The following is a 20591-nucleotide window of genomic DNA, read 5'->3' as shown; positions in this document are numbered from 1 at the left end:
CAAAATATAACCGTGCCGAAAGTGATGCACGTCGAAGGAAATCGTGTGGTCAGAGCAGACGGCGATCACAACACGCTGAATCGTGATGAGTTTTTAGACAAAACATTTGGCGGGTTGATTATTTAATCATCAGAATTTCTTAATTATTACCAGGTGGTCAAGATTTTGACTGCTGGAGAGCATCTAACAGTAACCTGAAAGCGGTAGTGTGCTGGCGACGGCTCGGATAATAAAGGTGATACCCCTCGAAAGTAGGGCACCACGATTCAAGGACCCTGACGAGCCGTCCGTGATTAAGCGCCCCCAGAACCGACGCCTCCGGCACGTAGGCTAATCCGAGGCCATTCTCAGCGGCGTCGATGCGCTGCGACAGGCTGCTCAGCGTAAGCTGCCCATCAACCCGAACGCGAAGCTCGCGCCCGTCGCGTTCAAATTCCCAGTGATACAGTCCGCCGCGCGTGGGCAGGCGCATGTTGATGCAGCGGTGTTCAGCAAGCTGCTCCGGCGTCTGCGGCACGCCAAAGCGAGCCAGATAATCCCTGGAACCGACCACGGCCATGCGCATATCCGGCGCTATCCGTACCGCAATCATATCTTTTGCCACCTGTTCACCCAGGCGTACTCCCGCGTCGAAACGGCCATCCACGATATCCGTCAGGCCGTTATCTACCGTCACTTCGACGTTAATCTCAGGATACTGCACCATAAACGCCTTCAGTACCGGCCAGAGCACGGCGTCCATCGCATGCTCGCCGGAGACGATGCGAACAGAACCTGCGGGTTTGTTGCGTGCGCTGCGAAGCGTCGTGAGCTCCTGCTCAATCTCCATCAAATGCGGGCTTAAGCGCGTAAAGAGCTGCTCACCCGCCTGGGTGGGAACAACGCTGCGGGTTGTGCGGGTTAAAAGGCGAACGTCGAGCCGCGCTTCAAGCTTGCGCATGGCATGACTCAGCGCCGATTGCGAGACGCCCAGCTGCGCCGCCGCGCGCGTAAAGCTGCGCTCGCGGGCGACCACCATAAAAGAGAGCAGGTCGTTGAAATTATCTTTTAGCATCGCGATTGCCTCTATTTATGAATTTCAATCATATTTCCTATCTGATTATGCACACTAATGCTCCGGATTGCTTTGCGCTACTGTTAACGCAACAGTAAACGAGGAGCATAAGATGAAAATTATCCGCAGCGGATCATTACCTTCAGCAAAAGGACCGGAAGCCTGGTTCACCGGCACCGTCCGTATTGACGCACCATTTCAGGCGAGCGAGCCTGCCAGCGTCGGCGGGGCAACCGTGACCTTTGAGCCGGGCGCGCGCACCGCGTGGCATACGCATCCCCTTGGGCAAACGCTGATTGTGACGCAGGGTCGCGGCTGGTTACAGGAGTGGGGCAAAGCGGCGGAAATATTGAATCAGGGCGATATCGCCTGGATCCCACCCGGCGTAAAGCACTGGCACGGCGCAAGCGCGCAAACGGCGATGACGCATATTGCCATCGCCGAATCCGTTAACGGCAGCCCGGTTGCATGGCTGGAAAAAGTCACCGACGAGCAGTATCCGAACGGCTAACCGCCAAAAACGGCAATCGCCTGCTGCAGGCGCGTGGTGCGCTGCGTCAGGTGATTCGCCGCGTGAGTGACGTTATCCACCATCCCCGTATTGTTGTGGGTCATTGCGCCGATACGGGAGATAGAGGCGTTGATGAGCGTCAGCGCCTGGGTTTGCTCCTGCGTGGCGTGGCCGATCTCCTTAATCAGGGAGGAGACCCGCAGCACGTTGTCGATCATAACCGTCAGCTGCGTTTCGGTTTGTTCTACCTTCTCCACGCCAGCGTTGACGCTGGCGACGTTTTTCTCAATCAGCGCTTTGATCTCTTTCGCCGCCGTCGCGGAGTGCTGCGCAAGGTTGCGCACCTCAGCCGCCACCACGGCAAAACCGCGCCCGGCTTCACCTGCGCGCGCCGCTTCCACGGCAGCATTCAGCGCAAGAATGTTGGTCTGGAAGGCAATACGATCGATAACGCTGATAATATCGACGATCTGGCTGTTATCCTGCGACACGGATTGCATCATACCGATGGTCTCTTTCATCATCGCTTCACCGCGGTGGGCGCTGTCGCGGGTGCGATCCGCCATCTCCGTGGCTTCTTTAGCCGTTTCTGCAGTCTGCTCCACCGCGCTGGCGATCTCTTCCACCGCGGACGCGGTTTGCTGCAGAAAGTCTGCGGTCTCTTCTGAACGCGTCTGCAGCGCTGCACCTTCTTTCGCGACCTGCTGGCTGATGGTGCCAATCCCGCTGATTTGCGCCCCGACGTCGTCAACCAGCGAATTGAGGTTCAAGCCTGATTGATTTACCAGACGCATCATCAGCCCGATGTCGTCGATCCTGTCAAAATGGTAATAGTCCGTTTTACGTCCTGAAACCACGCGCTGCATCTGTTGCACAATAGATTTTACCGGGCGGGCGATCTGCGCATGAAGATAATAGGCCAGGGAAGTAAACAGCAGTACCAGACTTCCCGACTGCACAAGTTTATCAGGGAATAAATACACCGCCAGGCAGGAGAGTAACGCCGTCGTCGCAATACCCAGATGGATACGTTTACTTGTGCTAAGACATTTAAAGAGCGACATAAACGAAAATAAACCGCGCCGAACCAGTAACCCTTTATAAAAGCGGTAATGTTTTAATTCGTTATTACGCGCTTTTGCATACAGTTTTTCACTGGCCGCAATCTCTTCCCGTGCGGGTATATTTCGCACGGAAATATACCCCGTCAGGGATCCACCCTGCCAGACAGGCGTTACGTTTGCCCGCACCCAGTAGTGGTCGCCATTATGACGACGGTTCTTCACCAGCCCCGTCCAGGTCTCACCCTGCTGCAGGGTAAACCACATGTCGCCAAACGCTTCGGCAGGCATGTCGGGATGGCGGATGAGGTTATGCGGCTCACCCAGAAGATGTTCTTCTTTATATCCGCTGGCTTCAATAAAAGCGGAATTAGCATAGGTAATATGGCTTTTGGTATCGGTGGTCGACATTAACGTCGAACCATCGTTAAGTAAATGCTCGTTTTGTGTAACGGGACTGTTACGCCTCATGAGTAACTCCATGATGATGTGCAAGAATAAAAAAACGTCCGGAAAATGCTCCGGCAAGAGTAATGTGATTATTTTTATATAACGGCCTGCTGCATATTCTCTCTGAAATTCTGACTGCCTTAAATACCCGTTGTTCATTATTTTTAATTTGCTAATGTTCTCGAATGTAATAAAAATGAAAATATTTCTAGGGGCGTGTTCTGGCGTCGCTGCAAATAAACGACATAACCCAAACTGAAAGAGGGAGATCGTCTCTCAGGAAAAATTGTCATGTTGAAATAGCGTTTCGTTAACAGGATGAAAACGCTATCATTTGGTCAGTTTTCGATAACACAGTGAGGCTGAGGTGAAAATTAACGTCATCGGGACCAGCGGGAGCGGAAAAAGCACGCTGGCGAAGCAGATTGCGACCGAACTGGCTATTCCCTATATCGAGATGGACAGACTCTACTGGCGACCTGACTGGCAGGGAACGCCGGACGATGTGTTTCAGGAAACGCTGGAGCAGGCGCTACAGGCTTCGCCAGACTGGGTGCTTGACGGCAACTATAACCGCACGCGGCCGGTGAAATGGCGTAATGTCGACGTTGTGGTGTGGGTGGATTATGGCTTTGCCCGCACCCTCTGGCAGGCGGTCACCAGGGCAGTCAAACGCGCCTGGCATAAGCGCGAGCTCTGGCCCGGCACCGGGAACAAAGAGAGTTTCCGGCGCGCGTTCTTCAGCAGAGAGTCCATTCTCATCTGGACGATGAAAACCTGGCGTAACAACCGCGCGCGTTATGAAGCCGATCTGCAAAACCCGCAGTATGGACATATTCGCTTCGTCCGCATTACCCGGCGCGGGCAGGGGAAAACGCTGATTGCCGACTTAAAGTCTTATTCTTAGCATGGTTTTATATATCTGATTTCCGGCAAACTAAATGTAAATTAATTGTTTCTCAGTGGTGAAATGCGCCTTTAATAATGTCGACATGTTAAGTCAAACGAGAACGCAACATGTCATGGCGAATCAGCATTCTTGATAAAAGCCCCATCGCTGAAAACGAAACGGCTGCCGATGCACTGGCGCGTACGCTGGCGCTGGCGCAGCAGGCAGAAAATCTGGGCTATCACCGCTTCTGGATTGCCGAACACCACAACACTCCCCACCTTGCCAGCCCCTCGCCGGAGCTGCTGATTGCCTGGATCCTCGGGCAAACCACGCGCATCCGCGTCGGATCCGGCGGCGTGATGCTCCAGCACTACAGCCCTTATAAAGTCGCCGAGAATTTCAACGTGCTGGCGGCGCTGGCGCCCGGCCGCGTGGATCTCGGCGTCGGAAAAGCCCCCGGCGGGCTGCCGCTCTCAACCCGCGCGCTGCAGCAGGGGCTGAATCAACAGGAAAAGGGCAGCTTCGCCGAACAGCTGGCCCAGCTCGATCGCTGGATCCGTCCTGAGCATCAGTCTCATGAAGAGGCCGTTCGCGCCACGCCGCTGCCGCCGCTGCCTGCCGAGGGTTTCCTGCTGGGCGCGAGTATCGATAGCGCGCTGCTGGCCGCCGGGCTCGGCTGGCACTTTGTCTTTGCCGCGCATCTGAACGGTGACCCTGAGCTGCTGCGCGAGGTGGTTTCGACCTGGCGTAAGCACAGCGCGCGGGACGTGATTGTGGCGGTACAGGCGATCGTTGCGCCGACGCAGGCCGAGGCGGATGCCCTGGCGCAGAAGGTCGAAGTGTGGGGCGTTGAGCTGGCAAACGGCCAGCGTGTCACCGTGGCCAGCGAAGAGCAGGCCTACGCCTTTGCGCGCCAGGCGGGCAGCGAGCCGGTGCGCATTGCACGTCGGGCGCAGTCGCTGCTGGCGGGTACGGCTGAATCGGTGCTCGAACAGCTTAACGCCCTGCATGAAAAGTGGGGCGTTGACGAATTTATCATCGACACGCCGGTCGCGGAGGGGGCAACGCGCGTCGCGTCGCTGCGCCTGCTTGCCGAGGCGCGTCTTAACAAGGAGGTCACCGTATGAGCTTTGGCGAACAGCTGATTGCCTGGCGTCGCGAGCTGCACCAGAACCCGGAGCTCTCCGGCCAGGAAGTGGAAACCACAACGCGCCTGCGCCAGTGGCTGACGAATGCCGGGATTACCCCGCAGCCTTACGACCTGTCGACCGGGCTGGTGGCGGAAATCGGCTCGGGCAACAAACTGATTGCGCTGCGCGCGGATATCGACGCTCTGCCGATTGAAGAGCGCAGCGGCGTGCCGTTTAGCTCCCAGCGTGCAGGCGTAATGCATGCCTGCGGACACGATATCCACACCAGCGTGATCCTCGGCGCCGCGTTAAAGCTGAAAGAGCGGGAAGCGTCGCTTAACGGCCGGGTGCGGATCCTGTTTCAGCCTGCCGAAGAGAACTTTGGCGGTGCGAAGAGCATGGTGCGGGCCGGCGCCCTGCGTGACGTCAGCGCCATCTTCGGCATGCATAACGAGCCCGGCCTGCCGGTCGGTGAGTTCGCTACCCGCGGCGGGCCGTTTTATGCCAACGTCGATCGCTTTGTGGTCCGCATTACCGGTAAGGGCGCGCACGCCGCACGTCCGCACGAAGGTAACGACGCCATCGTGCTGGCGAGCCAGCTGGTGACGGCGCTGCAAAGCGTCGCCAGCCGCAACGTCAATACGCTGGATTCGGTGGTGCTGAGCGTGACGCGCATTGCAGGCGGTAACACCTGGAACGTGCTGCCGGAAAGCGTCGAGCTGGAAGGCACGCTGCGCACCCATCGCACGGAAGTGCAGCAGAACGTGAAAGCCCGCGTGGGCGAAATCGCCGCCGGGTTTGCCAGCGCCTTTAGCGCGCAGATTGATATCACCTGGTATGCCGGGCCCACCGCGCTGGTGAACGACGAGCGCTGGGCCGATTTCGCCACCTCGGTCGCCAGAGAAGCAGGCTACGAAACCCGGCACGCCGAGCTGCATATGGGCGGGGAAGATTTCGCGGTCTATCTGCAGCAGATCCCGGGGGCGTTTGTCAGCATCGGCAGCAACAGCCCGTACGGTTTACACCATCCGGCATTCAATCCGGATGAGGCATTAATTGAGCCCGCTGCCCGCTATTTTGCACAGCTTGCGGAAAAAGCCCTGCAACACGTTTAATTCTGAAGAGGTGAATATGTCTGCACATCGTCAACTGCGGCTCGGGACCATTTTGCATGGTGCATCGGGAAATATGTCCGCCTGGCGTCACCCTGAGGCCGTCGCCGATGCCAGCATCAATTTTGATTTCGTCAAAGCGACGGCGTTAAAGGCGGAGGAGGGCAAACTCGATTTTTTATTCGTTGCCGACGGTCTCTATATCAACGAGAAATCGATCCCGCATTTTTTAAACCGCTTTGAACCGCTGACGGTGTTATCCGCTCTCGCCAGCATCACCTCGCGCCTGGGGCTAGTGGGAACCTTATCCACCTCCTACAGCGAGCCCTTCACCACGGCGCGCCAGTTCGCCAGCCTCGACCACCTCAGCAACGGTCGCGCGGGCTGGAACGTGGTGACTTCGCCGCTGGAAGGGTCAGCGAAGAACTTTTCCCGTGAAAAACATCCCGAGCACGCGCTGCGCTATCGCATTGCGGATGAATATCTCGACGTGGTGAAAGGGCTATGGGATTCCTGGGAAGGCGATGCCTTTGTGCGCAACAAAGAGAGCGGTCAGTTTTTTGACCCGGCAAAATTGCATACCCTGGACCACCACGGTGATTTCTTCCAGGTCGCCGGTCCTCTGAATATTGGTCGAACGCCGCAGGGGCGGCCGATTGTCTTTCAGGCGGGCGCGTCGGACGACGGGAAAAAGCTGGCGGCGAAACATGCCGACGCCATTTTTACCCATCACGAGACCCTCGATGAGGCAAAAGCGTTTTATCGCGACGTGAAGCAGCAGCTGGAAAGTAACGGACGCCGCGCGTCAGATTTACATATTTTCCAGGGCGTCAGCGTGATTGTGGGTAAAGACGCCGATGACGTGGAAAACCAGTATCAAACCACGGCGGCGCTGGTGTCGATTAACGATGCTCTCAACTACCTCGGACGCTATTTCGAACATCACGATTTCAGCCAGTACCCGCTCGACGAGCCGTTCCCGGATATCGGCGACTTAGGCAAAAACAGCTTCCGCAGCACCACCGATGAAATCAAGCGTAACGCCCGCGAGCGCAGCTTAACCCTGCGTCAGGTGGCGCTGGAAGCCGCATCACCTCGCCCGCGCTTTTCCGGTACGCCGGAAGAGGTGGCCGACGGCCTGCAGGCCTGGTTTGAAGGCTATGCCGCAGACGGCTTCATCATTCAGGGCGGTACGCCGGACACCTTCCCGCGCTTTGTTGACCAGGTGGTGCCTGTTTTACAGGCGCGCGGCCTGTTCCGTACCGACTACCCGGGCACCACGCTGCGCGAAAGCCTCGGCTTAGACGAACCTAAAAACCAATACACACAACAATAAAAGAGAACCCCGCTATGCAGAAAACAACGCTTATTCTGGCGCTCGCGCTGGCCTTTACCCCTGCCGTCTGGGCAGAGAATGTGAATATTAACGGCACAGGCGTGAGCATCGAGGCCAATAAAACACCGGTTAATACCGTCAAAAACAGCGAGGCGGTGGCACAGCTGCCGAAAGATTATCGCTTCGCCGTGCCGGGGAAATTTACCGTGGCGGTGGCGGGCCTCAATCAACCGCCGCTGACGGTGTTTTCCGATGACAACAAAACGCTGCTGGGGAGTGAAGTGGACGTCGCCCGTCTGGTCGCAGACAGCCTCGGGCTGGAGCTGAACGTGGTGCCAACCTCCTGGGAAGACTGGCCGCTGGGCGTGGCTTCCGGGAAATATGATGCCGCTATCAGCAACATCACCGTCACCAAAGAGCGTAAAGAGAAGTTTGACTTTGCCACCTACCGCAAAGATTCCCTCGGGTTCTACGTGAAATCAACCAGCCCGATCAAGTCGCTGCAGAAGGCGGAAGACATCGCCGGGCTGCGGATTATCGTCGGCTCCGGCACCAACCAGGAGGCCATCCTCCTGGCCTGGAATGCCGAAAACCTCAAGAAGGGGCTGAAGCCCTTTACCCCGATCTACACCAAAGACGATGCGGCACAAACGCTGGCCCTGCAGTCCGGGCGCGCGGATGCCTACTTTGGCCCGAACGTGATTGGCGCCTGGAAAGCGGCGCTGAACGGGAAAACCAAACTGGTGGGTAGCGTCGACGGCGGCTGGCCGAAGGCGGCGCACATCGCGGTTACGCTGAAGAAAGGCAGCGGGCTGGTTGAGCCGGTGCAAACCGCGCTGAACGGCGTGATCAAAAACGGCGACTACGACAAAGTGCTGAACCGCTGGGGGGAAGGCGTTGAGCGTATTCCTCAGTCAGAAGTGAACCCGGCTGGCCTGGGCGATTAAGGAGGCGTGATGAGCGAACGATTTCGTGATGTTTCCCCGGAAGACGCCGAGCTTCAGCCCATCATCGAGGGGCTGTTCGGTGAATATGCCGCCCGCTACGGGGACTACTTCTCCAAAGACGCGGAAGTTGAGCTCACCGAGTGGTATTTAGCGCCGCAGGGGCTGTTTATCGTACTTGAGCGCGACGGGAAGATTATCGCTACCGGCGCGTACAAACCTTTCGACGAACGCACCGCGGAAATCAAACGCATCTGGACGGACAAAACCCTGCGTCAGCAGGGGCTTGCCGGGCGCGTGGTGCAGGAGCTTGAGCGCAGGGCGGTGCTGGCAGGATATAGCCAAATCTACCTGACAACCGGCTTTCGCCAGCCGGAAGCGGTACGGCTCTATCTCAGCCAGGGCTATCAGGCGCAGTTCGATCTGAACCGCGATCCGGAAGAGTACAGCCAGCCGCCGTTTGACGGCCGGCTGCGCTTCACCAAAACGCTGGTACGCGAAGCGTTCAGTAAAACCGCATGAGGAACGACGATGAGCAACGTTGAAACCATTAAGGTGGTCCCGGCGCGTTATCCGCTGCGGGCCGTCGGCGCCGCGGTGGCGCTGTTTGTCCTGGCGGTCGTGATTCAGTCCGTGGCCTTTAACCCGCGCTGGGAGTGGACGGTGTTTGCCCGCTGGTTCTTTGACCCGGTAATCCTCGAAGGTGTCGGGCAGACCCTGCTGCTGACGCTGATCGGCACCGCGCTGAGCGTGGTGCTTGGCGGCATGCTGGCGCTGGCGAGACTCTCTTCATCCTGGCTGCTGAGCAGCCTGGCGTGGGCCTACATCTGGCTGTTTCGGTCGCTGCCGCTGATCGTGGTGCTGATCATTCTCTACAACTTCTCCTATCTCTACGACACGCTCTCGCTCGGCGTGCCGTTCACCGGCATCACTTGGGGCAGCTTTGAAACCATCAACGTGCTGGGTCAGTTTTCTACCGCCGTGGTGGGGCTCACCCTGGTGCAGAGCGCCTATACCGCCGAGATCGTTCGCGGCGGATTCCTCGGGGTCGATCACGGCCAGTATGAGGCCGCCGCCGCGCTCGGTCTGCCGGCCTGGCGACGCACGGTGCGCATCATTTTGCCTCAGGCGCTGCGCACCATTCTGCCGTCGGGGTTCAATGAAATCATCAGCCTCGCCAAGGGTACGGCGATGGTATACGTCCTGGCGATGCCGGAGCTGTTCTATACCATCCAGATGATCTACAACCGCACGCAGGAGGTGATCCCGCTGCTGATGGTCGGTGCCGCCTGGTATCTGGCGATCACCACCGTCCTGTCCGCTATCCAGTATGGCGTCGAGCGCGCGCTTGCCCGCAGCGAACGCCGCTCTGCCGTTAACCAGAACCGTGCCGCTCGTCGCACCCGTTCTGTCACCACCACGCCAGCACAGGAGCCCGTCCATGCAAGCCTCTCCTGAAGGACATATTTCGATTACCGGCGTCAGTAAGTATTTCGGTCGCCATAAGGCGCTCGACAACGTTTCGCTGGAGATCCCGCCCGGGTCCGTGACGGTGATCCTCGGGCCGTCCGGCTCCGGCAAATCGACGCTGCTGCGCACCATTAACCACCTGGAGCGCGTCGATGAAGGTTTTATTCAGATCGACGGAGACTACATCGGCTATCGCCGTGAGGGCGACAGGCTGTATGAGCTGAAGGAGAAGGAGATCCTCAAGCAGCGCGTCAACGTGGGCTACGTGTTTCAGAACTTCAATCTCTTTCCGCACCTCACGGTGCTGGAAAACCTGATTGAGGCGCCCATCGCGCATAAAAAGCTCAGCAAAAAAGAGGCGGTGGAAAGGGCGTACAGCCTGCTGGACGTGGTCGGGCTGCGGGACAAAGCCGATGCCTGGTCTCGTCATCTCTCCGGCGGACAGCAGCAGCGTATCGCCATTGCCCGCGCGCTGGCGCTGCGTCCCCGCGTGATGCTGTTTGATGAGCCCACCTCGGCGCTGGACCCGGAGCTGGTAGGGGAAGTGCTGGACGTGATCAAAAAGCTGGCCCGGTCCGGCACCACGCTGGTGGTGGTGACGCACGAGATCGGCTTTGCCCGTGAAGTGGCGGATCAGGTGGTGTTTATGGTCGACGGAAAAATCGTCGAGCAGGGAAGCAGTGACGAGGTATTAAACCGTCCGTCACATGCGCGAACGCGCCAGTTCTTGTCAAAAGTGCTGTAAGGAGCGCCAATGAAATATGGACTTCTGGCGGGGCTGGTCTTCACGACGGCGAGCCACGCCAGCATTGATTTGAAAGCCAACGAACAGCCGCTGCCGGTGACGGTGGATCGGCAGGCCGTGGCGAAGATCCCCGCCAATTACAAATTCGTTGAGCCGGGTACGCTGACGGTCGCCGTTTCGGCGCTGAATTCTCCGCCGCTAGCGCTGCTGGCCAGCGATAACCGCACGCGCATCGGCAGCGACCCGGATATCGCCCGCCTGCTGGCGGGCAGCCTGGGGCTAAAGCTGAAGCTGGTGCCGACGGCGTGGGAAGACTGGCCGCTCGGGATCGCCTCCGGGCGCTACGACGTGGCGCTGGTGAACATTGCGGTGACCGAACAGCGTAAAGAGAAATTTGATTTTGCGACCTACCGCGTCGATTCGCTGGCGTTTTCGGTGAAATCCACCAGCGAGATCCAGTCAATCAAAAGCGCGGGAGATCTGGCCGGGAAAAAGGTGATCGTCGGCTCCGGTACGAATCAGGAGCGCATTCTGCTGGGCTGGAACGAAGAGAACAAAAAGGCAGGGCGGGCGCCTGCGCTGCCGGTCTATCTCCACGACGATGCCTCGGGCAATCTCTATATTCAGTCCGGCAGGGCGGATGTGTTCTTTGGCCCTCAGTCGGTTTCAGCCTACAAAGCGGCGCTCACGGGCAAAACCCGCGTGGTCGGTTTAGGGCCGAAAAAAGCCTATGTCGCGACCACCACCAAAAAAGGCAATGAGCTGGTGTACGCGCTGCAGGCCGCGCTGGACGGCGCGATTAAGCGGGGTGATTACCAGAAGGTGCTGGCGCGCTGGGGCGAGCAGGGCGAAGCGGTGGCGCAGTCGGAGGTCAACCCGCCTGGGATAACCTACTAATGGTGCTCTACACTTAGGGTTTTCATCCCGCAGGGGGCAACATGATTAAACTCTATGGCGTACCCGGCTGGGGCTCGGCAATCGGTGAAGTGATGCTAACCCTGGCCGATATCCCTTATCAATTTATCAACGTGGACGGGTTTGACCAGCCCGGTCCGCAGCGTGAGCTGCTGCAAAAGCTTAACCCGCTGTGTCAGGTGCCCACGCTGGAGCTGGAAAATGGCGCCATCATGACCGAAACGGCGGCGATTGCCCTGATGGTGCTCGACAGATGTCCCGATCTTGCGCCGCCCGTGGGGCAGGCCGAACGCCAGCAGTTTCAGCGCTTGCTGATCTGGTTTGTGGCCAACGTCTATCCCACGTTTACGTATGCGGACTATCCCGAACGCTGGGCACCGGATGCGCCTGAACAGCTGCAGAAAAACTGCATCGAATACCGGAAATCTCTCTATTTGTGGTTCGATAATCAGCTCAAGGTCGCCCCGTTTGCGCTGGGTGAACGGCTGACGCTGCTGGATGTGTATATCGCGGTGGCGCGCACCTGGGGGCCACGCCATGACTGGTTTGCAACCAATACGCCGAGGTTTACGGCTATTGCGGACACCGTATGTCAGCTGCCGGAACTGCACAAGGTGTTAAAGGCCAACGGTATTATCTGATAACGTGGAGCCCTGACTCACAACTGGAAGCCTGCATATGCCACACGTAGATATCAAATGTTTTCCCCGCGATTTGAACGACGAACAAAAAACCGCACTGGCCGAGGATATTGCTGAGGTCATTATTCGCCATTTCAACAGCAAAGACAGCTCGGTGTCCGTTGCGTTGAATCAGGTGAACCAGGAGGACTGGAAAGCGCAGGTCTGGGATACCGAAATAGGACCGAAGCTGGACGAATTAATCAAAAAGCCAGGCTATTCAATGTAAGCGCAATTGCCGGGGGGAACTCTCCTCCCCGGTTTTTCCCGTCTCGTCTTCCCGCTTTTTCGCAAAAATCGATAAAAATGCGTTTTATCTTATCCGTTACACTTTACGTTTCTGGCTGACAGCCCATCAATCCTTAGGAAAGATCTCAAACAGAATCAGTTAAGGACAGACACGCTAAAGGATAATTTTCTCATGACAAAATTACCCCGTTTTTCACTCGCCTTTCTTCACCCTCGTTACTGGCTAAGCTGGGCTGGCATCGCCGCGCTGTGGCTCATCATGCTGCTCCCTTATCCGCTGCTGTTCCGAATCGGCCACAGTCTTGGACGGCTGGCGATGCGCCTGCTTCCGCGCCGCGTTGAGATTGCCCGCCGCAACCTGGAACTCTGTTTTCCGGAGATGAAAAAGGCGGAGCGAGAGTCACTGCTACAGCGTAATTTTGAATCGGTAGGAATGGGGGTAATCGAAACCGGGATGGCATGGTTCTGGCCTGCGTGGCGGGTGAAGAAATGCTTTACCGTGACGGGTTATGAGCACATGGAAAAGGCGCGGGCAAAGGGAAATGGCGTGGTGCTCGTTGGCATGCATTTTCTCACCCTTGAGCTGGGCGCGCGGATCTTTGGCATGCTCAACCCCGGCATTGGGGTGTATCGTCCGAATAATAACGCGCTGCTGGACTGGCTTCAGACGCGCGGGCGCCTGCGCTCCAATAAAACCATGCTCGATCGTCATGATTTAAAGGGCATGATCCGCTCGCTGAAGCAGAATGAAATTTTGTGGTACGCCCCGGACCATGACTATGGCAAAACCAATAGCGTCTTTGTGCCGTTCTTTGCGGTTGCGGATGCCGCCACGACCGCTGGAAGCTATATGCTGGTCAAAAGCGCTAAGCCTGCCGTCATTCCCTTTGTGCCGCGCCGCCGGGCGGACGGTACAGGCTACGAACTGATTATTCTGGAGGATATCAGCGAGTCGCTGCAGGGGGGCGATAAAGAATCTGTTGCGACGCAGATGAACAGGGCGATTGAGCAGGCGGTACGGATGGCGCCAGAACAGTATATGTGGCTGCACCGGCGCTTCAAAACGCGTCCTGAAGGTCAGCCTGACCGGTATGCCCGCCGCAAGAGCGTGGCACCAAAGGCTGATATCCTGTCTGCCGCCGATCTTTCCGAACGGTCGGGCGTCCAGCATTAAGGCAGCAATCCAGCCCTCACCGTGCAGTGAGGGCTGGATCGAGGCTTACAGCGCAGACCTGCGGTACGGCGCATAGTCCGCCTGCCACCAGGTCTTCTCAATACGCGCCATCAGCGTCTCATCATCTATCGCCGGAGCCACGCCCTGTTCAATCGCGGCCCGGGCGACGGCGACGGCAATCTGGCGTGAAACCGTTTCAATCTGATCTACCGGCGGCAGCAATCCGCCTTTTTCCGTGGTGACCAGCGGAGACTGCGCGGCCAGGCTGCGGCTTGCTGCCATCAGCATCTCTTCCGTCACCCGGCGCGCGTTGCAGGCCAGCACGCCCAGCCCCAGGCCCGGGAAAATATAGGCGTTGTTACACTGGGCGATCTCGTAGTGTTCATTCTCCCAGAATACCGGGGCGAATGGGCTGCCGGTGGCCACCAGCGCGGCACCCTGGGTCCAGGCGATAAGATCCTGCGGCTGGGCTTCCGCCCGCGAGGTCGGGTTCGAGAGCGGCATGATGATCGGGCGCGGACAGTGGCGATGCATCTCTTTGACAATCTCTTCGCTGAACAGCCCCGGCTGGCCCGAAACGCCGATCATCACCGTAGGATGCGCGTTTTTCACCACGTCCAGCAGGGAAATATTTTGCGAGTCTACCTGCCAGCTGCAAACGGCGTCGCGCGCGGTAAGCAGGTTTTTCTGGAAATCGAGCAGGTTGGTCATGTCGTCGGTCAGCAGGCCGAAGCGATCGACCATAAAGATCCGCCTGCGCGCTTCGGACTCGCTCAGGCCGTCATCCACCATCAGCGCCACAATTTTTTCAGCTATTCCGCATCCGGCAGAGCCGCTGCCCAGGAAGACCACGCGCTGGTCGCGAATGCGCGTGCCCGCGGCATGGGCCGCCGCCATCAGCGTACCGGCGGTGACGGCGGCCGTGCCCTGGATATCATCATTGAAGCAGCACAGCTGGTCGCGGTAGCGCTGGAGCAGCCTGGTAGCGTTTTTCTGCGCGAAGTCTTCAAATTGCAGGAGCACATTGGGCCAGCGCGCTTTAACGGTGCTGACAAACATATCCATAAACTCAGCGTACTGATCGTCGCTGATGCGCGGGTGGCGCCAGCCCATGTACATCGGGTCGTCGAGGTGCTGCTGATTATTGGTGCCGACATCCAGCATAATCGGCAGGGTAGAAGCCGGATGGATCCCTCCGCAGGCGGTATACAGCGACAGCTTACCAATTGGGATACCCATTCCGCCGATACCCTGATCGCCAAGCCCTAAAATACGTTCCCCGTCCGTCACCACAATCACGCGAACGTCGTTGCGCGAAAAGCTTTGCAGCATCTCATCAATACGATGGCGATTCGGCCATGAAATAAACAGGCCGCGCGCGCGTCGATAAATCGTGGAGAAATGCTCGCAGGCTTCACCGACCGTCGGGGTATAGATAATCGGTAACGTCTCTTTGAGATGCGAACGCAGGAGGTTATAAAAGAGCGTTTCATTGGTGTCCTGAATATTTCGCAGGTAAACATGACGCGAAATATCGCTTTTAAAATGACAAAATTGCACCCAGGCGCGCTCGGTTTGTTCTTCAATGGTTTCAACGTTGTGCGGCAATAACCCGTGCAGATTAAAATTGTCACGCTCTTCTTTAATGAATGCGAGTCCTTTATTTAGCAGCGGATTTTCCAGCAATACGGCCCCGTTATAGGGGGTGTACAGAACTTCTTTCCGGGACATGGTTAACTCCTGAATTTTTTATTTAAAGCAGATTAAGAGATGAAATAGATCATAATGCCTTCGGTCATGACCCCGACGGCAGTGCCAATTAATATGGAAGAGGATGCGGTATCAATATAGGTATCGCTGCGTAAGGCAAACATCCCTGCGGCAATCGCGGAAGGCGTTGCGCCAATAATAACGACCTGCTGCAGTAAGGTGTGGCTCAGGCCAAAGGCGAGTCCTGCGGCGGCCATCATTGCCGGCTGAATAAGGTTTTTAATACTGATGTTGGTAAACGTCTGCACGTTCAGTTTAGGGCGCTCACCGTAAAACAGCAGGCCGAGGGCAAACAGGGATAGTCCGCCTGAAACTTTGCCAACCATTTCGATAGGCATGCTGAGAATGGACGGTATCTGCACGCCGGCCAGGCTGAGCAAGACGCCGGAGACCGGGATCCAGACGATAGGATTGCGCGCCGCCTTGATGAGGTTTTGCACGATCATCGCGCCCGGGTGCAGTGCCTCCAGGCCATCTTGACCGTTTTTATCACCCATACGAATCAGGACGATAGTCAGAGGGATCATGATAACGCTGGTAATAATATTGCCAATCAGCACGCCGATAAATCCTTCCGGCCCAATCAATACCGCCAGGACCGGTGCGCCAAAGTAGGCCATATCCGGAAAGGCGCAAACCAGAGACTGAATGGCGCTGGTTTTGATATCGTGGCGGAAAACGTAGCGCGAAATAAATAGCGTCAGTAAATACGACCCCATTAAACCGACAACTAAAACGGCCATAAAGGTCAGGTTCTTAATTTTATTCGGGTCGGTATGCAGTGCACCGATAAAAAGATGGAAAGGAAGGGCGAAACGAATCACCACGGTTGCCATAACGTTTGCATCTTCACGCCGGGAATATCCCAGCTTTCCACTTAGCCATCCAAGTAACATTATAAAGACGAGCGGAAACAGTGACTGTAATAGTAATGAAGGCATAGTATTTCCTGTAGGGTATTTTATGTGTTTTATTGCAGCGCTAATCTAGCGCTTAGAAAGCAGGGCAGGAGTGACAAGGGTCACACTCTCTCTGGTTTTATTAATTTCAAAAAGATTGCATTAGTTGGATAACTAATACTTTCGTCAAATATTGATAAGACGCAAGAAAGCGACAATGGCCGCCATAAATAACTTTAGTTACTTAATACTGAATTAAGTTATTTAAAAGCAAAGAGCCGAATTGTTCACATTTCTCCCGGCAGGCCCGTGCTAATTTCATGTTGAGCCTGTTTTTAGAAAAGGCCATCTAAGTCTTTATTTATATTTAAGAACATTTATTCGTATCAGGAATAGTTTCAGTTATTCCTTTCTCTGTTTATCCGAACACAAATTCAGGTGATTATATGAAAGATAATCCTGTACCGACTTCTGAACTGTCGACCTCGCGTTTTGCCTTTGGGCTCAACAATACCGAGGTGGGCACGGTCCCGTTGATGCTGTTCGTCGGGATTGCCGCGATTGTGGCGACGTCCGCCTGGGCAGGGCTGCTGCCAAAAAATATGATTGGTGGACTCGCGGTCATCATGACCCTCGGCTTCGCGTTTGCCAAGGTAGGGCGTCAAATCCCGGTGCTGAAAGATATCGGCGGCCCGGCGATCCTGTGCCTGATGGTCCCCTCCGTGCTGGTCTATTTTGGCGTATTCGGGAAACATACCCTTGATACCGTGCATCTGCTGATGAAAGAGGCGAATCTGCTCTATTTCGTCATCGCCTGCCTGGTGGTCGGCAGCATTCTGGGGATGAACCGGGTGCTGCTGATCCAGGGGATGATGCGCATGTTTGTTCCGCTGGTGGCCGGAACATGCATGGCCGTGCTGAGCGGCCTCATTGTGGGCTCACTGTTTGGTTATACGCCTTACCACACCTTCTTCTTCATCATTGTGCCCATCATCGGCGGCGGGATTGGCGAGGGGATTTTGCCGCTGTCCCTGGCCTATTCGGCAATACTGGGGCAGACGCCGGACGTCTACGTTGCGCAGCTGGCACCCGCTGCGGTCGTCGGGAATATCTTCGCCATTATTTGTGCGGGCTCGCTGGCGCGTCTCGGCGCGAAACGCCCTGCGCTTTCGGGAAATGGCATGCTTACGCGGAGTAAAGACGACGCCAGCCTTTTTGCCGGGGCGCAAAGCACGCAGCAGACGGATTTTCATCTGATGGGGGGCGGATTGCTGATGGTGTGCGCGTTTTTCATCGTCGGCGGATTGTTTGAAAAACTGGTACATATTCCCGGCCCGGTGCTGATGATCCTGATTGCCGTTCTGTGTAAATACTTCAGGGTGATCCCGGCCTCAATGGAGCAGGGCGCGCACAGCTGCTATAAATTCGTCTCGGCTGCGCTGGTCTGGCCGCTGATGATCGGCCTCGGGATGTTATACGTGCCGCTTGAGAGCGTGGTGTCGGTCTTCTCGGTGGGATACGTGGTGGTGTGCGGTTCGGTTGTAATTGCGATGGCGCTGAGCGGCTACTTTATTGCGTCGCGTCTGAATATGTATCCTGTGGAAGCGGCCATTGTGACCTGCTGCCACAGCGGGCTGGGCGGAACGGGGGACGTGGCCATTTTGTCCGCGTCTAACCGGATGTCGCTGATGCCGTTCGCGCAGATCGCCACCCGCATCGGCGGCGCGTCGACGGTGATTTTCGCCACGCTGCTGATGGGCTGGATTATGGCGCACTGATCCGAAACGTCAGGATGCTGAATCGCAACGACATTTTCAGAGTGCCGCTGCGGTTCAGTCCTTTATAAAACTCACCGCGCTGTATAGAATTACCGCACCCACAGTGACGGGATACCACACGATGACCGGAAGAGTTGATTATCAGATTGAAAAATATCTCCTTACCGAAGCCGCCGAGCCGGAGCGCCTGACGCGCCAGTGGGCAGAGGTGATGGAGGAATGTCGTGAGCAACAGTCCGGTGCAGAGGAGCGGCTGCGCCTCGCGTTGCTTAATGTGGATTACGTCACCAGCTTCGAGCTGCCCTTCAGGCTGCTCCTTACCCGTGCGCCCCAGCTGATAGACATTGTCAGAAAAGAGCTTCAGCTCAGTCAGAAAAATGTTCTGTTTAACGGCAAGCGCTTTGGCTGCGTCTATAGTCTTAAAAGAGATCTCGGCGGAATACCTGACGAATTTACCTATCAGCTGAAAACGCGTATCCAGCGCAGTGACGCGACAGGATTCAATGAAGTGCCTTACCGGCAAATTGCCCAGCAGGTTAAAGCCCCGAAGGAACGACTTAAGCTGGCGCTGGAAAACGGGCTGTCGGTGACGGCACTCGACGGGCTTTTCTGGTTTGGCATTCAGCGCATCGCGGCCGATGTGCAGAGATTACGCAAAACGGGGATGAGGATCGTGACGTCCGACGCCGAGGTGTTTGATACGCTCACCAAAACAACCCGGCGGATCCCTGTTTATAGCCTTGCTCGCCCGGAATGAGTATTCGCCGCTGACCGGTCGACGGCATCAAACATGACGGAAAATTGCGGCCAGTTTTTTTACAGCGTCTTCTATTTCCCTTTCCGTGTAAGCAGCAAATCCCATCAAAAAACCGGTGGACGCGGGGGGACCTGTATATAAATTGGTAAGACCAAGTATATCAACACCCGCGCGTCGGGCGGCGGTGGCTATTTCTTTCTCGGATATGCCGTGCTTCAGGTGACAAGGCATTTGCATTCCCCCCGCAGGCGTTTCACAGGTAACATATTCGGAGAGATATTCGTCCATCATGCTTGCCAGCGTGTCGCGACGAGCAACATAAATACTCCGCATCTTACGAACATAGGCGCCAAAATGGCCTCCCTCCAGAAATTTAGCCAGCGTCAGCTGGGTTATTGAGGCGGTGTGACCATCCATTAATGTCCTCGCCATGGTAAAGGGCTCTGTCAATTCTGAGGGAACGATCATGTAGGCAATTCGCAGCCCAGGGAACAGAGACTTAGTGAACGTGCCGATATAAATTGTCCGGTTATACGTATCAAGCCCCTGAAGACTGGCCATAGGCTTACCTTCGTAGTGAAACTCGCTGTCATAGTCATCCTCAATAATCCAGGCTCCGTAACGGTTTGCCCATTTAACAACTGCCAGTCGTCGGTCAAGAGAGAGCGTCACCCCGGTGGGGTACTGATGAGAAGGCGTAAGGTAGATCGCCCTGGCAGGCTCGGTCAGAGAATTAAGCCCGTCAACCGAGATGCCTTTTTCATCAAGAGGAACCGGAATACAGAGAAGCCCTGCAGCGTTGAACGCTTTGTGTGCCCCTTGATAGGAGGGATCTTCAATGACAATGCCATCCCCGGCGTCCATCAGCACGTGGGAACAGAGCGCAAGCGCCTGTTGAGAACTTGTCAGAACGATGACCTGTTCTGCCCTCGCACGCGTTCCGCGCTCAAGGTTGACATATTCCGCAATTGCCCGTCGCAGACGTTCTATACCCTGGGGTGGACTTTGCTCTAACGCCTGGTGCTGAAACTCCTTCAGTACCTGTCGCTGAAGACGCTCCCAGATCGGAAGGGGAAACATGCGGGTTTCAGGAATGCCGGGCGCAAGGGGGCGAGGTGAAGAAAACTCGCGGATCCCGCCGCTTTCATAAACGATCTTTCCCCGGACGCTGAGTTTTGCTTTTCGTATCTCAGCGGTTGGCTGATGCTGTCGAGGACGGGGTTTTAAAAAACGCGCGCTGGAAGAGACGAAGCTCCCTCTGCCTGTTTGTCTCTCAATAAAACCTTCGGCATGCAGGCTGGAGTAGGCCGCTTCAATGGTGTCCCGGGAAACGCTGAGAGAAGCCGCCAGAGCGCGTGAAGCAGGAAGGGCCTTACCGTGAGATAATATCCCTTCCAGTATCAGCATTCGTATTGCTCTCTGGATCCTTTCATGAAGCGGTAGCGATCCGTTAGCGGGGTCGTTAATCCATGCCTTAACCGTTTCTAGCTGCGCGTGCTTAAACATTACGTTGTCCACTTTCCCTCTGTATCTCTTGATTCTAAAGCAATAGTGCACGCAGCAGGATGAAAAATTGGTCTGCCTTGATGGCGAGAATTGGCGGGGCAAAACGTGCCATTCAGCGAATACACTCTTCCTGAAACGAATAAACGGATAAGCAAAGA

Annotated in this window: 18 protein-coding genes and 1 pseudogene; 14 read left to right on the top strand and 5 right to left on the bottom strand. The window is 56.3% G+C overall.

Features of this window, described 5'->3' with window-relative positions; translation table 11 throughout:
• Positions 1 to 157: 157 nt before the first annotated feature.
• Positions 158 to 1054 (bottom strand): LysR family transcriptional regulator, encoded by an 897-nt coding sequence (locus tag IM317_RS18220; protein ID WP_033145676.1) that lies wholly within the window; start codon positions 1052 to 1054, stop codon positions 158 to 160.
• A 112-nt stretch (positions 1055 to 1166) separates the two neighbouring features.
• Here IM317_RS18220 and IM317_RS18215 point away from each other — a divergent pair, with 112 nt between their 5' ends.
• Complete coding sequence (locus IM317_RS18215; protein ID WP_023311976.1) at positions 1167 to 1565, top strand: cupin domain-containing protein; 399 nt, start codon at positions 1167 to 1169, stop codon at positions 1563 to 1565.
• On the opposite strand, the gene IM317_RS18210 is transcribed toward IM317_RS18215, so the two are convergent.
• On the bottom strand, positions 1562 to 3097 hold the full coding sequence (locus IM317_RS18210; RefSeq protein ID WP_033145675.1) for a methyl-accepting chemotaxis protein: 1536 nt from the start codon (positions 3095 to 3097) through the stop codon (positions 1562 to 1564). The two genes, IM317_RS18215 and IM317_RS18210, sit on opposite strands and share 4 nt — an antisense overlap.
• A gap of 346 nt (positions 3098 to 3443) precedes the next feature.
• On the opposite strand from IM317_RS18210, the gene IM317_RS18205 reads away from it, so the two are divergent.
• From IM317_RS18205 to IM317_RS18150, 11 genes and pseudogenes are all read left to right on the top strand, one after another.
• Positions 3444 to 3983: an AAA family ATPase gene (locus IM317_RS18205; RefSeq protein ID WP_033145674.1), complete on the top strand. Its 540-nt coding sequence runs from the start codon at positions 3444 to 3446 to the stop codon at positions 3981 to 3983.
• A gap of 110 nt (positions 3984 to 4093) precedes the next feature.
• Positions 4094 to 5095 (top strand): LLM class flavin-dependent oxidoreductase, encoded by a 1002-nt coding sequence (locus IM317_RS18200; protein WP_033145673.1) that lies wholly within the window; start codon positions 4094 to 4096, stop codon positions 5093 to 5095.
• Positions 5092 to 6213: an amidohydrolase gene (locus IM317_RS18195; RefSeq protein ID WP_033145672.1), complete on the top strand. Its 1122-nt coding sequence runs from the start codon at positions 5092 to 5094 to the stop codon at positions 6211 to 6213. The genes IM317_RS18200 and IM317_RS18195 overlap by 4 nt, the downstream gene beginning before the upstream one ends.
• 16 nt (positions 6214 to 6229) lie before the next feature.
• A pseudogene (locus IM317_RS24005) lies at positions 6230 to 8493 on the top strand (NtaA/DmoA family FMN-dependent monooxygenase).
• Between the two features lie 9 nt (positions 8494 to 8502).
• Positions 8503 to 9012 carry a GNAT family N-acetyltransferase gene (locus tag IM317_RS18180; protein ID WP_032656866.1) on the top strand — a complete coding sequence of 170 codons (510 nt, stop codon included), beginning with the start codon at positions 8503 to 8505 and terminating at the stop codon, positions 9010 to 9012.
• 9 nt (positions 9013 to 9021) lie between these two features.
• Positions 9022 to 9948, top strand: coding sequence for an amino acid ABC transporter permease (locus IM317_RS18175; protein WP_033145670.1), 927 nt, complete (start codon positions 9022 to 9024; stop codon positions 9946 to 9948).
• On the top strand, positions 9932 to 10705 hold the full coding sequence (locus IM317_RS18170) for an amino acid ABC transporter ATP-binding protein (RefSeq protein WP_033145669.1): 774 nt from the start codon (positions 9932 to 9934) through the stop codon (positions 10703 to 10705). The genes IM317_RS18175 and IM317_RS18170 overlap by 17 nt, the downstream gene beginning before the upstream one ends.
• A 9-nt stretch (positions 10706 to 10714) precedes the next feature.
• Positions 10715 to 11602: a transporter substrate-binding domain-containing protein gene (locus tag IM317_RS18165; protein WP_033145668.1), complete on the top strand. Its 888-nt coding sequence runs from the start codon at positions 10715 to 10717 to the stop codon at positions 11600 to 11602.
• A gap of 41 nt (positions 11603 to 11643) precedes the next feature.
• The gene (locus tag IM317_RS18160; RefSeq protein WP_033145667.1) at positions 11644 to 12261 is read left to right on the top strand and encodes a glutathione S-transferase family protein; all 618 of its coding nucleotides are present in this window, start codon (positions 11644 to 11646) and stop codon (positions 12259 to 12261) included.
• Positions 12262 to 12298: 37 nt separating this feature from the next.
• Complete coding sequence (gene pptA / locus IM317_RS18155; RefSeq protein WP_023335848.1) at positions 12299 to 12529, top strand: tautomerase PptA; 231 nt, start codon at positions 12299 to 12301, stop codon at positions 12527 to 12529.
• 192 nt (positions 12530 to 12721) lie between these two features.
• A complete protein-coding gene (locus tag IM317_RS18150; protein ID WP_033145666.1) occupies positions 12722 to 13723 on the top strand; it encodes a Kdo(2)-lipid IV(A) acyltransferase in 1002 nt (333 codons plus the stop codon).
• Positions 13724 to 13768: 45 nt separating this feature from the next.
• Here IM317_RS18150 and IM317_RS18145 read toward each other — a convergent pair whose 3' ends face one another.
• Both IM317_RS18145 and IM317_RS18140 read right to left on the bottom strand, forming a co-directional pair.
• Positions 13769 to 15454 carry an NAD-dependent malic enzyme gene (locus IM317_RS18145; RefSeq protein ID WP_033145665.1) on the bottom strand — a complete coding sequence of 562 codons (1686 nt, stop codon included), beginning with the start codon at positions 15452 to 15454 and terminating at the stop codon, positions 13769 to 13771.
• A gap of 32 nt (positions 15455 to 15486) precedes the next feature.
• Positions 15487 to 16434, bottom strand: coding sequence for an AEC family transporter (locus IM317_RS18140; RefSeq protein ID WP_033145664.1), 948 nt, complete (start codon positions 16432 to 16434; stop codon positions 15487 to 15489).
• A gap of 404 nt (positions 16435 to 16838) precedes the next feature.
• Between IM317_RS18140 and IM317_RS18135 the strand changes: the two genes are divergently transcribed.
• Together IM317_RS18135 and IM317_RS18130 are read left to right on the top strand one after the other, a co-directional pair.
• Positions 16839 to 18170, top strand: coding sequence for a 2-hydroxycarboxylate transporter family protein (locus IM317_RS18135; protein WP_033145663.1), 1332 nt, complete (start codon positions 16839 to 16841; stop codon positions 18168 to 18170).
• Positions 18171 to 18291: 121 nt separating this feature from the next.
• A complete protein-coding gene (locus IM317_RS18130; protein WP_033145662.1) occupies positions 18292 to 18927 on the top strand; it encodes a helix-turn-helix domain-containing protein in 636 nt (211 codons plus the stop codon).
• 27 nt (positions 18928 to 18954) lie between these two features.
• Here IM317_RS18130 and IM317_RS18125 read toward each other — a convergent pair whose 3' ends face one another.
• Complete coding sequence (locus tag IM317_RS18125; protein ID WP_033145661.1) at positions 18955 to 20433, bottom strand: PLP-dependent aminotransferase family protein; 1479 nt, start codon at positions 20431 to 20433, stop codon at positions 18955 to 18957.
• Positions 20434 to 20591: the final 158 nt, after the last annotated feature.

Origin of the sequence: Enterobacter cloacae complex sp. S3, from assembly GCF_014930495.1 — a bacterium.
GTDB lineage: Bacteria > Pseudomonadota > Gammaproteobacteria > Enterobacterales > Enterobacteriaceae > Enterobacter > Enterobacter asburiae_B.
This window is presented reverse-complemented; position numbering and strand designations above follow the sequence as displayed.

Excerpts from the sequence above, each read along its gene's own strand:
- pptA (WP_023335848.1), top strand. The coding sequence starts at position 12,299 with ATGCCACACGTAGATATCAAATGTTTTCCCCGCGATTTGAACGACGAA.
- IM317_RS18160 (WP_033145667.1), top strand. The coding sequence starts at position 11,644 with ATGATTAAACTCTATGGCGTACCCGGCTGGGGCTCGGCAATCGGTGAA.
- IM317_RS18165 (WP_033145668.1), top strand. The coding sequence starts at position 10,715 with ATGAAATATGGACTTCTGGCGGGGCTGGTCTTCACGACGGCGAGCCAC.
- IM317_RS18220 (WP_033145676.1), bottom strand. The coding sequence starts at position 1,054 with ATGCTAAAAGATAATTTCAACGACCTGCTCTCTTTTATGGTGGTCGCC.
- IM317_RS18135 (WP_033145663.1), top strand. The coding sequence starts at position 16,839 with ATGAAAGATAATCCTGTACCGACTTCTGAACTGTCGACCTCGCGTTTT.
- IM317_RS18215 (WP_023311976.1), top strand. The coding sequence starts at position 1,167 with ATGAAAATTATCCGCAGCGGATCATTACCTTCAGCAAAAGGACCGGAA.
- IM317_RS18175 (WP_033145670.1), top strand. The coding sequence starts at position 9,022 with ATGAGCAACGTTGAAACCATTAAGGTGGTCCCGGCGCGTTATCCGCTG.
- IM317_RS18180 (WP_032656866.1), top strand. The coding sequence starts at position 8,503 with ATGAGCGAACGATTTCGTGATGTTTCCCCGGAAGACGCCGAGCTTCAG.
- IM317_RS18210 (WP_033145675.1), bottom strand. The coding sequence starts at position 3,097 with ATGAGGCGTAACAGTCCCGTTACACAAAACGAGCATTTACTTAACGAT.
- IM317_RS18200 (WP_033145673.1), top strand. The coding sequence starts at position 4,094 with ATGTCATGGCGAATCAGCATTCTTGATAAAAGCCCCATCGCTGAAAAC.
- IM317_RS18130 (WP_033145662.1), top strand. The coding sequence starts at position 18,292 with ATGACCGGAAGAGTTGATTATCAGATTGAAAAATATCTCCTTACCGAA.
- IM317_RS18195 (WP_033145672.1), top strand. The coding sequence starts at position 5,092 with ATGAGCTTTGGCGAACAGCTGATTGCCTGGCGTCGCGAGCTGCACCAG.
- IM317_RS18145 (WP_033145665.1), bottom strand. The coding sequence starts at position 15,454 with ATGTCCCGGAAAGAAGTTCTGTACACCCCCTATAACGGGGCCGTATTG.
- IM317_RS18140 (WP_033145664.1), bottom strand. The coding sequence starts at position 16,434 with ATGCCTTCATTACTATTACAGTCACTGTTTCCGCTCGTCTTTATAATG.
- IM317_RS18150 (WP_033145666.1), top strand. The coding sequence starts at position 12,722 with ATGACAAAATTACCCCGTTTTTCACTCGCCTTTCTTCACCCTCGTTAC.
- IM317_RS18125 (WP_033145661.1), bottom strand. The coding sequence starts at position 20,433 with ATGTTTAAGCACGCGCAGCTAGAAACGGTTAAGGCATGGATTAACGAC.
- IM317_RS18170 (WP_033145669.1), top strand. The coding sequence starts at position 9,932 with ATGCAAGCCTCTCCTGAAGGACATATTTCGATTACCGGCGTCAGTAAG.